Here is a 14,251-nt window from a genome sequence, read left to right as displayed (position 1 = left end):
CGCTGGCTGTGCTGCCCCGCGCAACCTCACAGCATTTCCAGCACGCGGTGATACAGCATGCCGATTTCGAGCGCCGGCCTGCGCCACGCCGGGCCGCCCGGAAAGCGCGCATGCCGTAGTTGCGCAAAGAGATCGAACGAAGCCGGCTCGCCCGCGATGGCCTGCGCCACCACCCGCCCGGCGATGCCGGTCAGCGCCACGCCGTGGCCCGAAAAGCCCTGCACGTAGTAGTAGTTCGGATCGATGGCGCCGAAATCGGGCGCGCGGTTGCGCGTCACGTCCACGAAACCGCCCCACGCGTATTCCACCTGCGTGCCCGCAAGCTGCGGGAACACGTCGGTCATGCGCTTCTTCATGGCCTCGGCCAGTTCCGCGGGCGCAGCGCCCGTGGAGTCGGCACGGCCGCCGAACAGCATGCGGTCGTCGGCGGACACCCGGAAGTAATCGAGGAAGAAGTTGTTGTCGCACACGGCGGCGCGCTGCGCGATCAGCGCGTCGGCACGCTCTCGGCCAAGCGGTTCGGTGGCGATGATGTACGAGGCGATCGGCGCGATGCGTGCGGCGATGGAAGCGGGCAGCACGCCGCCCGGCACCGCGTTGCAGCACGACACCACGAAGCGGCTGCGCACTTCGCCGCGCGGCGTCTTCACGACGGGGCGCTCGCCGCGCACCACTTCCACGGCGCGCGTGTGCGCGAAGAGTCGCGCGCCTTCGCGCCGGGCGGCGGCGGCGAGGCCAAGACAATACTTGAGCGGATGCAGATGGCCGGAGAACGGATCGTATACGCCGGCCAGATAGCGCTCCGAGGCCACATGTTCGCGCGTGGCCTTTGCATCGAGCCATTCGAGCCGGTCGTAGCCCCAGCGCGTGCGCGCGGCGTCCATCCACGCGCGCAGGCTGGGCACGCGTTTTTCCTTCGTCGCGACCGTGAGGTAGCCCGCCGTGAAATCGCAGTCGATGCCGTAGCGCGCGATACGCTCGCGCACGAGCCCCACGCCTTCGATCGACAGCGCCCACGCGGCGCGCACGCCCTCCGCGCCGAGCTGTTTTTCGAGAATCTCGTCCTTGGCGAAGCCCACGAGCGTCTGGCCGCCGTTGCGCCCCGAGGCGCCCCAGCCGGGCCGGTGCGCATCGATCACGATCACCGAAAGACCGCGCGCGCGGCATTCCAGCGCGACGGAGAGACCGGCGAAGCCTGCGCCGATCACGCAGACGTCGGCTTCCTGCACGCCTTCGAGCACCGGGTCGTCTTCGGCGGGGCGCGTGGCCGTGGCTTCGTAGTAGGAGTGGCGGGCGAGGGCGTCCGCCTGGGCGTCGAGGTTAGCGGTCATCAGAGCAGGTCCTTCATTCGATACCATGCCATCGCAAGCACGAGGGCGGGGGTGCGCAGTGTAGCGCCACCGGGGAAATCGCGGTGACGGATCTTGCCGAACAGGTCGAAGCGCGCGGCCTGGCCGTCGATCGCTTCGGCGATCAGCTTGCCCGCGAGGCCGGTCGTATTGACGCCATGTCCCGAGAAACCCTGCGCGAAATACACCGTGGGCTTGAGGCGCCCGAAATGCGGCGCGCGGTTCATCGTGATGTCCACGTAGCCGCCCCATGCGTAGTCGACCGTCACGTCCGCGAGCTGCGGAAAGGTCTTGAGCATGTCGCGGCGCATCGCCTCGCCCAGGTTGGGCGGCGCGAACGTCGAATAGCTGACCTTGCCGCCCCACAGCAGGCGCGTATCGGGCGCGGGCCGGAAGTAGTCCAGAACGAAGCGGCTGTCGCACACGGCGGTCTGCGCGGGCATGAGCGCGGCCATGCGTTCCTTGCCGAGCGGCGACGTGGCGATCACGTAGGTGCCCACGGGCATGATCTTGCGCGAGAGCGCCGGCGCGAGCGCACCGAGATAGGTATTGCAGGCGAGCACGACGAATTTCGCGCGCACGTTGCCGCGCGCGGTTTCGATCACGTGGCCGCCGTTTTCGTCGCGAAGGCGCGTGACGGCGCTGTCCTCGAAAATCTGCACGCCGGCTTCGCTGGCCGCGCGCGCGAGGCCGAGCGTGTAGTTGAGCGGATGCAGATGGCCGCTATCGGGATCGTAGAGACCGCCGGGGTAGCGCGACGATTGCACGTACTCGCCCACGCCGCCTGCGTCGACGTACTGAAATTTGTCATAGCCGAAGCGCGACGCGGCTTCGTCGCGCCATGCCTTGAGCGCATCGACGTCGCGCGGCTTGTTCGCGGCCGTGAAGTAGCCGGGCGTGAGCGCGCAGTCGATGTTGTGCTTCGCGACGCGCGACTTCACGATGTCGAGCGTTTCGAGGCCCATGTCCCAGATCTGCTTCAGTTCGGCATCGGTGACGAAAGGCTTGAAGGTGTCGATGTCGCACGCGAAGCCGCCGATCAGCTGTCCGCCGTTGCGTCCACTGGCTGCCCATCCGACCTTCGACGCCTCGAGGAGCGCGACCTTGTAGCCGCGTTCTGCGAGATTGAGCGCCGCCGAGACACCGGTGAGGCCGGCGCCGATCACGCAGACATCGGCGTCGATCGTGCCTTCCAGAACCGGATGGCGGGTAGTGTCGTTAGCGGTGGCGGCGTAGTAGGACGGGGCGTGCGGCTGATTGGCGAATTTGAGCATAAAGTCAGGATTGCAAAGAGAAAGCGGACGGCGCCGCACAGGCCGCCGTCCGCCGCGCATCGTACGTGCGGCGTTAGAACGAGTAGATGAACTGCGCACCCAGCAGGTCGTTGCTCTTCGTGTACGAGCCGTTGTTGCGCAGGAACACGTCTTGCGTGGCCCAGTCGTGGCGATATTCCACCTTGACCGTGATCTGCTGTGTCGGGAAGAACAGCAGATCCAGCGCGACGTCCTGGTGCACCGCCCCCTTGCACTGGAAGCCCAGCGAGCCGCCGGCCTGTGCGTTCGCCGAGCACTGCGAACCAATGCCGAAGCCGTCGTACGGGTCGATGCCGTTGCTGTTGAGCGCAACACCGCCGCCGCCGCCGCCGTTCTTCGTGTCGGCAAGCACGTCGTAACGCGCTGTCACGCCCATGCGGCCCACCACCGGTGCATTGAACTTGTGGTGCGCGAGCAGCGAGAGGCCGTACCACTGTGCGAGGCCACCGTTGTATGCCGCATGCTGTTGCTGGCCGTAGTCGAGTTCGGCGTTGTACTGCGTATCCGCGAGCGTGTAGGTAGCGTCCGCTTCGCCGAAGAAGTAGTAGCCGGCCGGGTTCGCCGACGCGCCGCCCGGACCGTAGGAACCGGGGATCGGGTTGCCGCTGGAATCGGTGAACTGTCCGAGCGTTTGACGGCCGATGTTGAACGAACCGCCGATATCGAGCGCGCTCGACCACGTGTAGTCCACACGCGCCGTCACGGTCGGGATCTTGTTGCTCGTGGTGGTCGCATCGCCCAGCGCATTCGTGCCCGTCTGCGAGACCGCGCCGTAGGTGCGGTACTGCTCGTTGCCGACCATGAACTTCCACGCCCAGTTGCTGCCGTCAGGCGACCAGTTCCAACCCACGCCCACATAGCTGCCCGGATCCGAGAAGTCGTAGAGCAGGTTGTGGGTGAGGGTGAGCATCTGGTTCGACTGCTGCACCTCGTAGCCGCCGAAACTCGGCATCAGGCCGGCCACGAACGTGCCCGTGGCCGTTACCGGCACGGTGATAACCGCCGTGTTCAGGATGTTGTTGCCGATGTCGCCATGCTCGTTGGCCAGCAGCGTGATGCCGTTGCCGCGGTTGGGCATGAGGGTGACTTCGGCCGACGGCGCCATCGGCCCGACACCGAAGGTCTTCTTGATGTCGAGGTAGAGGTCGCCGAACGTGCTGTTGAAGTAGTTGTAGTTGCTTTCGTGGTTCGCGAACAGGAACGACGAAGTGCCCGGCGCACGGTTGTAGATATAGCTCGGATCGATGTAGCCCGTGATCGACAGGCCGGCGATCGGACCCGTGTTGGCCGCGTCGGAGAGCGAGTCCACCTTCAACTGCTGGTTGGCGACCTGCTGCTTGAGCGAGTCCAGTTCGTCGTTCGTCAGATGCGCCGGCGCCTTGCCGTAGTCGGGCGAGGACACGTCCACTTCCTGCACCGGCGCTGCTGCCGCCGCCGTGGCTGTGCCCGCTGCCGCGCCGCTCGCCGCCGCGGTTTTGGCCGTGCCCTTGGTGCTCTTCGATTCGGCCAGTTCCGACTTCAGCGATTTCACTTCTTTTTGCAGCGCGTTGAGCTCTTGCTGCAGGGCCTTGATCTGATCGCTGGTTGTGTCGGCCATCGCGAGACCCGGCAGGGCCCCGGCCACCAGCAGACAGATTAACTTCTTCCTCATCAGGATTCTCCTTGTGGGTCGTTCTTGCAAAGACATCGGCGTATGGTTTCGGAAACCCCGTTGGCGCACGGCCCGTCCCCACGGTCCGCACGCCATTCGTCCTCACGTTGATCGCGCGTTGTCGCTTCGCGTTCTACTTCAGGTTGTGCTTCGGGTTGTGCTTGATGCTGATGCTGAGGTTGATGCGGATCCGGCTCTCTCTCAGGCTCTGCCGGCGGCTGGCCCGCTGTCGCGGGCCGGCCGTCTGGAAGATCAGGACTGCTTCAGGCTACCTTGCGGCCGAGCGGCGCGCCCACGGCACCCACCGGTGCAACGGACTTTTCGGCTTCGGCGGGATCGGGCTGTGCGAAGGCCATTTGCATGTCGCGCATGCGCTTCTTTTCGCGGGCCATCATCACCTGATTGGCCACGATCACGCCGATCGTCACAGCGCTGATGAAGAGCGTGGCGAGCGCGTTCATTTCCGGATTCAGGCCGAGACGCACACGCGAGAACACCACGAGCGGCAGCGTGGTCGAGCCGGGGCCCGAGAGGAACGCGGAGAGCACGAGGTCGTCGATCGAGAGCGTGAACGAGAGCAGCCAGCCGGAGATGAGCGCCTGCGAAATGAGCGGCAGCGTGATGACGAAGAACACCTTGAAGGGCGTGGCGCCGAGATCGAGCGCGGCCTCTTCGAGCGACTTGTTCATCTCCTTCACACGCGACTGCACGATGATCGCCACGTAGGACACGCACAACATCACGTGACCGATCCACATGGTCAGCACGCCGCGACCCTTGGGCCAGCCCAGGAACTGCTCCATGGCCACGAAGAGCAGCAGGAGCGAGATGCCCTGGATCACTTCGGGAATCACGAGCGGCGCGTTGATCATGCCGGCGAACAGCGCGAAGCCCTTGAAGCGGCCCATGCGCGCGAGCACGTAGCCGGACCACGTGCCGATGATGACCGAGGCGAATGCGGTCATGAGACCGATCTTGAGCGAGAGCCACGCGGCGTTGAGGAGCTCGTCGTCCTGCAGGAGCGCCGCATACCACTTCAGCGAGAAGCCCGACCAGACGGTGACGAGCTTCGATTCGTTGAACGAGTACACCACGAGGCTGACGATCGGGATGTACAGGAACAGAAACCCGAGCATGAGCACGCTCGTGGAGAGGGCGCGATTGGGCTTGATCATTTGCGGTCCTCCAGTTCCTTGACCTGGTAGTGCTGGAACACGGCCATCGGCACGAGCAGCAGCAGCACCATTGCGACCGTCACGGCCGATGCCATCGGCCAGTCCATGTTGTTGAAGAATTCATCCCACATCACGCGGCCGATCATCAGCGTGTCGGCGCCGCCGAGCAGTTCGGGAATCACGTACTCGCCCACCGCCGGGATGAACACGAGCAGGCTGCCGGCGATGATCCCGTTCTTCGAGAGCGGCAGCGTGATCCGCGTGAACGCCACCCAGGGTTTGGCGCCCAGGTCGTAGGCGGCTTCGAGCAGCGTGAGGTCCATCTTCACGAGGTGCGCGTAGAGCGGCATCACCATGAAGGGCAGGTACGAATAGACCATGCCGATATAGACGCCCGCGTCGCTGTGGTAGAGGCGCAGCGGCGATTGAATCAGGCCGATGGCCATGAGCGCGTGATTGAGCAGGCCGTCGTCCTTGAGGATGCCGATCCAGGCGTACACGCGGATCAGGAACGACGTCCAGAACGGCAGCATCACGCCCATCATGAGGATGTTGCGCGTCGCCGGGTTCGAGCGCGCAATGTAGTACGCGATCGGGTAGCCAATCAGGAGACACAGCAGCGTGGAGACCGCCGCCATCTTCAGCGAGCTGATATAGGTGGCGATATACAGATCGTCTTGCAGCAGAAAGGCGTAGTGGCCGAGCTGCAGCGCGAAGTTCACCACACCGTCCTTCATTTCCACCAGATTCGTGTACGGCGGAACCGCCATCATCTGCTCGGCAAAGCTGATCTTGAACACCAGCACGAACGGCACGGCGAAGAACAGCGTGAGCCAGATGAACGGAACACCGATCACCGTGGTGCGGCCCGAAGGCACGAACCGCGAGAACAGGCGCGCGAGCGTGGCGCGCAGCGCACCGCCGGACGAGGCGGGCGCGTTGGTAGAGGGCACGGAACTCATGTTGTTTTCCTCTTCATTGCGTGAGCACGACGCCGCTGGCCGGCGACCACGAAACGTACACGTCGTCGTTCCATGCCGGTGCGCCTTCGCTCATCAGGTGCGAGCTGGAGAGGTTCGAGACGACCACCTTGCCGCCCGGCAAGCGCACGTGATAGAGCGAGTAGCTGCCCATGTACGCCACGTCGGCCACGACGCCGCGCGCCCAGTTGTGGGGCGTGCCCGGCTTTTCGCGCGTCACGCGCACGCGCTCGGGGCGCACCGAGATGCCGACGGGCATGCCGAGCGGGCCGGTAATGCCGTGGCTCACGTACATGCGGGCTTCCAGATCCTCGCTTTCAACGAAGATGTGATCCGGTTCGTCTTCCACCACGTGGCCTTCGAAGAGGTTGGTGGAGCCGATGAATTCGGCCGAGAAGCGGCTATTGGGGAATTCGTACACGTCGCTCGGCGTGCCGATCTGGACGATGCGGCCTTCGCTCATCACGGCGAGACGGTTGGCCATCGTCATCGCTTCTTCCTGATCGTGCGTGACCATCACACAGGTGACATCGACCTTGTCGATGATGTTCACGAGTTCGAGCTGGGTCTTCTGGCGAATCTTCTTGTCGAGCGCCGACATCGGTTCGTCGAGCAGCAGGAGCTTGGGGCGCTTCACCAGCGAACGCGCGAGCGCCACGCGCTGCTGCTGGCCGCCGGAGAGCTGGTGCGGCTTGCGCTTCGCGTAGCGGCTCATCTGCACGAGATTGAGCGCGTCGGCCACGCGTTCCTTGATTTCGTTCTTCGGGGTGCCTTCCTGCTTGAGGCCGAAGGCGACGTTCGCCTCGACCGTCATGTGCGGGAAAAGCGCATACGACTGGAACATCATGTTGACGGGGCGCCGGTAGGGCGGCAGCGTCGCGAGGTCTTCGCCATCGACGAAGATCTTGCCCGAGGTGGAGGTCTCGAGGCCCGCGAGCATGCGCAGCAGCGTGGACTTGCCGCAGCCCGAGCTGCCGAGCAGCGCGAAGAGTTCGTTCTTCGCGATGTTCAGGCTTACGTTGTCCACGGCGGTGCTGTCGCCGAACTTCTTGACGACGTTTTCGATACGCACGAAGGCGTCGTTGGTGGAGGCCACGGTGCCCGATGCACGCATGGCCGGACTGGCTTTGACTTGTGACGTCGAATTCATGATGTAACCTGGGTTCCTTTCTGATCGCAGGCGCGAGCGGTCCCGCACGGGGCGCATGACGCGACTCGCGAAATCAGTACTGCGAACGGAGCTCGTTGGGGGTTGCGCGCGTCGTCGGGGGAAAAGGGCGCGGCGCGCGCAACCGGACTTCGGACTACGGCTTATGGCGCGGAGGGGTCGAGCGATCCCTCCAGCGCACTGTCTCCTTCACTCTCCTTCAGGGGTGCTACGGGATCAGTGACCCGTCTTGAGCTGTGCCCACAGACGGTTTTCCAGACGCAGGATGTCGGCCGGCATCGGCTTCATCAGCGTCATCTTCTTCAGAACGTCTTCCGGCGGGTACACGGTCGGATCCTGAACCACGGCCGGCGTCACGAACTGGTGAGCCGCCTTGTTCGCGGTCGGGTAGAACACTTCGTTCGTGATCTGCGCATTGACCTTCGGATCTTCGATGTAGTTGATCCACTTCAGGGCAGCTTCGGGGTGCGGCGCATCCTTCGGGATGACCATCACGTCGAACCACAGCAGGCCGCCTTCCTTCGGGTTCGTGAACTTGAGTTCATACGAACGGTGCGCTTCTTCGGCACGGCGGTGAGCGATACCGACGTCGCCCGACCACGCCACGGCGACGCAGATGTCGTTGTTCACGAGGTCGTTGATGTAGCCCGACGAGTTGAACTGCGTGATGTACGGACGGACTTTCTTCAGCACTTCGAAAGCGGCCTGGTAGTCGGCCGGGTTCGTGCTGTTCGGGTCCTTGTGCATGTACTGCAGCACGGCGGCGAAGACGTCCACGGCCTGGTCGAGGAACGACACGCCGCAGCCCTTCAGCTTCGAGAGGTATTGCGGGTCGAACACGAGGGACCAGCTATCCACGGGGGCGTCTGCGCCGAGCGCCTTCTGCACGGCCTGCACGTTGTAGCCGATACCGTCGGTGCCGAATGCCCAGGGCACGCCGTACTGGTTGCCCGGATCCGCGTCCGCGATCATGTGCATGAGCACGGGGTCGAGGTTCGCGAGGTTCGGCAGCTTCGACTTGTCGAGCTTCTGATACACGCCGGCCTGGATCTGCTTGGCCATGTAGTTCGAGGTCGGCACGACGATGTCGTAGCCCGAACTGCCCGCGAGCAGCTTCGCCTGCAGCGTGTCGTCGCTATCGTAGTTGTCGTACTTCACGTGAACTCCGGTCTGCTTTTCGAAGTCCGGAATCGTGTCCTTCGCAATGTAGTCGGACCAGTTGTAGACGTTCAGGACGTCGTCCGCTGCCTGGGCCGGCTGGCTCGACGTGGCGGTGAGGCCCGCGCACAAAGCCAGGGCGGCTACCGCGACCGCATGACGAAGATGACAAACACTCATGTTGGTTTCCCCTGATGATGAAGATGAACCGGCAGCGTTTAACCCCGTGATGCGCCGCCGGCCCGGACAAGTGGTGTTACAAAAGACCCAGTTGTTGCGCGGTTGCGTCGATGGCCTTCTTCGCCTTCGACACGATTTCGTCGATCTCGGCATGCGTGATCACGAGCGGCGGCGAGAGCAGCATACGGTCGCCCGTCGCGCGCATGATCAGGTTGCCGTTGAAGCAGAAGTCGCGACAGATCGTGCCCACGTCGCCGCCGTTCGCGAAGCGCTTGCGTGCCTTCGGATCTTCGGCGAGCTGCAGGCCGGCCACGAGGCCCGTGCCCGAAATGTCGCCGATGATCGGATGGTTGCCGAAAGTCTCGCGCAGCTTCTGCTGGAAGTACGGACCCGTATCCGACTTCACGCGCTCGACGATACCTTCGTCGCGCAGCAGCTTCAGGTTCGCCACGGCGACTGCCGCCGCCACCGGATGGCCCGAGTAGGTGAGACCGTGGTTGAAGTCGCCGTTCTCGATGATCGCCTTCGCGATGCGGTCGTGCAGACCCACGGCGCCCATCGGCACGTAACCGCTCGTGAGGCCCTTGGCCATCGTGATGAGGTCGGGTTCGAAGCCGAAATGCTGGTGTGCGAACCATTCGCCCGTGCGGCCGAAGCCGCCGATCACTTCGTCGGCGCACAGCAGGATGTCGTACTTGCGGCAGATGCGCTGGATTTCCGGCCAGTAGGTCGAGGGCGGGAAGATCACGCCGCCCGCGCCCTGGAACGGCTCGCCGATGAACGCGGCCACGTTTTCCGCGCCCACTTCGAGGATCTTCGCTTCGAGCTGCTGAGCCCGCGCGAGACCGAACTCTTCCGGCGTCAGGTTGCCTTCGGCTTCACCGAAGAAGTACGGCTGGTCGATGTGGACGATGTTCTCGACCTTCGAGGGCATCTGCTCGTGCATGTAGCCCATGCCGCCCAGCGTGCCGCCCGCGATGGTCGAACCGTGATAGCCGTTCTTGCGCGAGATGACGATCTTCTTCGCGGGCTTGCCCTGCGTGAACCAGTACTGGTGCACGATGCGCAGCACCGTGTCGTTGCCTTCGGAGCCGCTGTTGCAATAGAAGAAGTGGTTGAACGGGCCCGGCGAAACTTCGGCGAGCAGCGCCGAGAGCTCGATCACGGGCGGATGCGTGGTCTTGAAGAACGTGTTGTAGTAGGGCAGTTCCTGCATCTGCCGGTAGGCGGCGTCCGCGAGTTCCTTGCGGCCGTAGCCCACGTTCACGCACCAGAGACCGGCCATGCCGTCGATGATCTGGTTGCCTTCCGAGTCCCACAGGTACACGCCCTTGGCCTTCACGATCACACGGCTGCCCGTCTTGTTGAGCGAGCCCATGTCCGAGAACGGGTGAATATGGTGCGCGGCGTCCAGCGCGCGGTATTCGGCCGTCGAGCGCGAAGTCTGGGCGCGCAGCGTCGTCGGTGCGGGTTGCACCAGGCCGGCGGGGGCGTCGATCCGGTAGCTCATTTGATGTCTCCTTTCTCTTCCGTTTACACGTGCAGCAGCAGATGTTTGCGTTCCCACGAGCTGATCACGCGGAAATACGCTTCGTACTCGGTTTCCTTCAGCGCGAGGTAGGCGCGCACGAACTTCTCGCCGAGGATGTCCTTCAGCGGCTCGCTCGCGGCCATCAGCGAGAGGCCCTCCTCGAGGTTGCGCGGCAACTGGTACGGCAGCGCGTAGCCGTCGGAGAGGAGCGGCTCGGTCGGCTTGAGATGCTGCGTCATGCCGAGGTAGCCGGCGGCCAGCGTGGCGGCGATCGCGAGGTACGGGTTCGTGTCCACGCCCGGAATGCGGTTTTCCACGCGGCGTGCCGCCGGCGACGAGTGCGGTACGCGGAAGCCCACCGTGCGGTTGTCGTAACCCCAGGCCACGTTGATCGGCGCGGCCATGAAGCGCGAGAGGCGGCGGTACGAGTTGATGTACGGCGCGAAGATCGGCATCAGCGCGGGCGTGTACTTCTGCAGGCCGGCGATGTACGCGTAGAACATGTCGGTCGCCTTGCCGTCCGGACCCGTGAAGAGGTTCTGGCCGCTTTCGGCGGAAACGAGGCTCTGGTGCACGTGCATGGCCGAGCCCGGCTCGTTCTCCATGGGCTTGGCCATGAAGGTCGCGTACATATGGTGGCGCAGCGCGGCTTCGCGCACGGTGCGCTTGAAGAGGAACACGCGGTCGGCGAGGCCGAGCGGTTCGCCGTGCATGAAGTTGATTTCCATCTGCGCGGCGCCGACCTCGTGAATCAGCGTATCGACTTCGAGATCCTGCACGTCGCAGTACTCGTAGATGTCTTCGAAGAGCGGGTCGAATTCGTTGACGGCTTCGATCGAATACGCCTGGCGGCCCGTTTCCGGACGGCCCGTGCGGCCGATGGGCGGCGCGAGGGGAAGGTCCGGGTCCTTGTTCATGTCGACCAGATAGAACTCCAGTTCCGGCGCGATGATGGGCTTCCAGCCCTTCGCTTCATAGAGTTCCAGCACACGGCGCAGCACGCGGCGCGGCGAGATTTCGACCGGCGTGCCGTCGAAGTGGACGCAATCGTGAATCACCTGGGCCGTGGGATCGACGGCCCACGGAATGATGCGGATGGTGGCAGGGTCCGGCACGCAGACCATGTCGGGGTCGGTGACGCCGGTGAGGGTGCCGTCTTCCGGGTAGTCGCCGGTGACGGTCTGGATCATCACGGCTTGCGGCAGCCGCATGGATTCGCCCGATTCGAACTTGCTGCGCGGAATGATCTTGCCGCGCGCGATGCCCGCCATGTCGGGGATGATGGCTTCGATTTCGGTGATGTGGTGTTTCTTCAGGAATTCGTCGATTTCATGCATTTTCGTTCTCTCTGTCTTGTGCGGGCCGGCTTCAGGCGTGGGCGGTGCGAGGTGCCTCGGCATTCAGCCTGTCGGCCCCGCCCGGTATTCGGGCCAGCATGCGTGCGCGGCAGGCGTCGCCGAAGGCACGGAAGATTGCGGTGGAAAGGGCGTCTTCGGCATGCTTCCATTCCGGATGCCACTGCACGCCCAGCGCGAAGGTGCGCGCGTTTGCCACGCGCACGGCTTCGATCAGGCCATCGGGCGCGTACGCTTCGGCTACGAGTCCTGCGCCGAGTGTCGCAATTCCTTGACCATGCAACGAGTTCACGCGTGCCTCGTGCGCGCCTTGCAGGAAGCGTTGCAGCATGCCTCCCGCGGCGAGTTCGATGGCATGCGCCGGACCGTATTGCTGGTCGAGCGGATCGCCCTTGTTTTCGCGGTGGTCGTCAAGACCCTCCACGTCGTGGACCTTCTGGTGCAGCGTGCCGCCGTACACCACGTTCAGCTCCTGGAAACCGCGGCAGATCGCGAGCACCGGCACGCCGGCCTCGATCGCGGCACGCATGAGCGGCAGCGTGGTGGCGTCGCGGTGGGCGTCGTGCAGCGTGCCCGGCTCGCTCGGCGTGCCGCCGTAGCGGCGCGGCTCGACGTTCGAATAGCTGCCCGTGAAGAGCAGGCCGTCCACGGCGTCGAGCACGTCGGCCGTGGCCTGACGCTCGCCGAGCGCGGGCAGCACGAGCGCGAGTGCGCCGGCGCCATCCACGGCGGCGGCGATGTACTTCTCGCCCGTCGTGTGCGACGCGTGCGGTCCCATCATGGTTCGGTCGGCAGTGACGCCGACGAGGGGTTTCATTCGCATAGCTAAAGTTTGACTTCCTTGACCCGGGCAATGCGCAAATATCCGGTATTGCGAAATGCCGCGGGCGTGACATGACCTTGCAACCCTGCTTCGAGGCAAGGCCGCAATCTGGTTCGCAGAACGAAGAGCGTAGCTAACGCACCGCACTGCGCGTGGAGATCATGTAGGCGGTTCGTTTCGTGCTGGGCTGGGGCGGCGCGAGCGTGTTCAGACGTGCACAACCCCATCGTTCACAGGCGACGGCTTTTGGCCACGCTTGCGATCGACGACAACAAAAACGAACGGCGCAGGAAGGAGAGGCGCTACGGCAGCAGTGAAGCCACTTCGTCCGTATGGACGGCGATGAAAGCGCGAGCGGACACGACGTTGTGGCGCCGGACCGAACGGCGGGAAAGAATCGTGAAGATGGACAGAAGCAGGCGAGGGGCAAGCCTGCCGCCACTGCCATCGGCGATGGCGGCCGAGTCACTGCGAAGACACCTCGCATGACTTCGATCCCATCTGACCAGAGGGCCACGGACTCTCACAATTGCACTCGACTGGGTGACGTTGAACATGGGTATTCGGGTCAATAACGCTAAAAATACGTAAACGGCGAGCGTTGCATCGACCGGAACGCGGCCGGCTCCGAAGGTTCTTCGCTCTGCTACACGCCTTGCTGCGCTGCGTTGTAGCGGCGGGAACTTTCTGACTTCCGACCTGTGAACCAGCATATACGAGCCAAAAAGGGCGTCAATTATTTTTTACGCTTTTTATGTCAGCACTTTCCCGAGTTCCCCCGCATAAGCGGACCTGCACCGAAGATGTGCCACACTGTCGAAGCATTTCGAATGACTTACAGGGGTTTGTACCGACAGAAAAAAAAGCAAACTGATTAGAATATTCAACACGTCCGCGCCGGGTCGTACGTGCGCGCTCTTTTGTTAACGGTTCCTTAAAACGTGTCCGAGTCTGCATCGATGTCTTCCGAAGTTGCTACGCGGTTGCGTTACGTCCGCAAGCGCTATGGCCTTTCCCAGCGCGAGCTGGCCAAGCGGGCGGGCGTCACGAACGGCGCGATCTCGCTGATCGAACAAAGCCGGGTCAGCCCCTCGGTCGGGTCGTTGAAGAAACTGCTCGAATGCATACCCATGAGCCTCGCGGAATTCTTCACGTTCGATCTGAGCGATGAGGGCAGCGTGGTTTCGCGGCGCGGCGAGATGCCGAATCTCGGCAACGCGGCCATCGAGTTCTATCTCGCGGGCGCGAACATGAAAGACCGCAACATGTGCATCATGCGCGAGGTCTATCAGCCGCTCGCCGACACGGGCCCGGAAATGCTCGTGCATGCCGGGCACGAAGGCGGCATCGTGGTCACCGGGCAACTCGAGCTCACGGTGGAAACCACGACCTGGCTGCTCGACCCCGGCGACAGCTACTACTTCGAAAGCCGCTTCCCGCACCGTTTTCGCAATCCCAGCGCGAACGACGTTTGCGAAGTGGTGTCGGCAAACTCGCCGCCCACTTTCTGATCGCGCGAACCCTGGCCGTGAGCCGCCGCGAGACGCGGCGCGCCCGGCAAACCGCAC

Annotated in this window: 11 protein-coding genes and 1 pseudogene; 1 reads left to right on the top strand and 11 read right to left on the bottom strand. The window is 63.9% G+C overall.

Annotated elements, in window-relative coordinates; all coding sequences use genetic code 11:
• Positions 1-26 precede the first annotated feature (26 nt).
• The 11 genes and pseudogenes from U5760_RS10595 to U5760_RS10545 form a co-directional block, all read right to left on the bottom strand.
• A complete protein-coding gene (locus U5760_RS10595) occupies positions 27-1,331 on the bottom strand; it encodes an FAD-binding oxidoreductase (RefSeq protein ID WP_322011578.1) in 1,305 nt (434 codons plus the stop codon).
• The gene (locus U5760_RS10590; protein ID WP_322011576.1) at positions 1,331-2,623 is read right to left on the bottom strand and encodes an FAD-binding oxidoreductase; all 1,293 of its coding nucleotides are present in this window, start codon (positions 2,621-2,623) and stop codon (positions 1,331-1,333) included. Before U5760_RS10590 ends, U5760_RS10595 begins: the two co-directional genes overlap by 1 nt.
• Before the next feature lie 73 nt (positions 2,624-2,696).
• A complete protein-coding gene (locus U5760_RS10585; protein ID WP_322011575.1) occupies positions 2,697-4,313 on the bottom strand; it encodes a DUF3138 family protein in 1,617 nt (538 codons plus the stop codon).
• A gap of 263 nt (positions 4,314-4,576) precedes the next feature.
• On the bottom strand, positions 4,577-5,488 hold the full coding sequence (locus U5760_RS10580) for an ABC transporter permease subunit (protein WP_322011573.1): 912 nt from the start codon (positions 5,486-5,488) through the stop codon (positions 4,577-4,579).
• The gene (locus tag U5760_RS10575; RefSeq protein WP_322011572.1) at positions 5,485-6,450 is read right to left on the bottom strand and encodes an ABC transporter permease subunit; all 966 of its coding nucleotides are present in this window, start codon (positions 6,448-6,450) and stop codon (positions 5,485-5,487) included. Before U5760_RS10575 ends, U5760_RS10580 begins: the two co-directional genes overlap by 4 nt.
• A 13-nt stretch (positions 6,451-6,463) precedes the next feature.
• Positions 6,464-7,555 (bottom strand): annotated as a pseudogene (locus U5760_RS10570) (ABC transporter ATP-binding protein); the annotation flags it as partial.
• A 297-nt stretch (positions 7,556-7,852) separates the two neighbouring features.
• The gene (locus U5760_RS10565; protein ID WP_322011571.1) at positions 7,853-8,974 is read right to left on the bottom strand and encodes a polyamine ABC transporter substrate-binding protein; all 1,122 of its coding nucleotides are present in this window, start codon (positions 8,972-8,974) and stop codon (positions 7,853-7,855) included.
• A gap of 76 nt (positions 8,975-9,050) precedes the next feature.
• Positions 9,051-10,484, bottom strand: coding sequence for an aspartate aminotransferase family protein (locus U5760_RS10560; protein WP_322011569.1), 1,434 nt, complete (start codon positions 10,482-10,484; stop codon positions 9,051-9,053).
• A gap of 23 nt (positions 10,485-10,507) precedes the next feature.
• Complete coding sequence (locus tag U5760_RS10555) at positions 10,508-11,842, bottom strand: glutamine synthetase family protein (protein WP_322011567.1); 1,335 nt, start codon at positions 11,840-11,842, stop codon at positions 10,508-10,510.
• 31 nt (positions 11,843-11,873) lie between these two features.
• The gene (locus U5760_RS10550) at positions 11,874-12,683 is read right to left on the bottom strand and encodes a gamma-glutamyl-gamma-aminobutyrate hydrolase family protein (RefSeq protein WP_322011566.1); all 810 of its coding nucleotides are present in this window, start codon (positions 12,681-12,683) and stop codon (positions 11,874-11,876) included.
• Between the two features lie 302 nt (positions 12,684-12,985).
• The gene (locus U5760_RS10545) at positions 12,986-13,210 is read right to left on the bottom strand and encodes a hypothetical protein (RefSeq protein WP_245621211.1); all 225 of its coding nucleotides are present in this window, start codon (positions 13,208-13,210) and stop codon (positions 12,986-12,988) included.
• A gap of 432 nt (positions 13,211-13,642) precedes the next feature.
• On the opposite strand from U5760_RS10545, the gene U5760_RS10540 reads away from it, so the two are divergent.
• Complete coding sequence (locus tag U5760_RS10540) at positions 13,643-14,194, top strand: cupin domain-containing protein (protein ID WP_322011565.1); 552 nt, start codon at positions 13,643-13,645, stop codon at positions 14,192-14,194.
• Positions 14,195-14,251 lie beyond the last annotated feature (57 nt).

It is taken from the genome of Paraburkholderia sp. J12, assembly GCF_905220215.1.
Taxonomy (GTDB): Bacteria; Pseudomonadota; Gammaproteobacteria; order Burkholderiales; family Burkholderiaceae; genus Paraburkholderia.
This window is presented reverse-complemented; position numbering and strand designations above follow the sequence as displayed.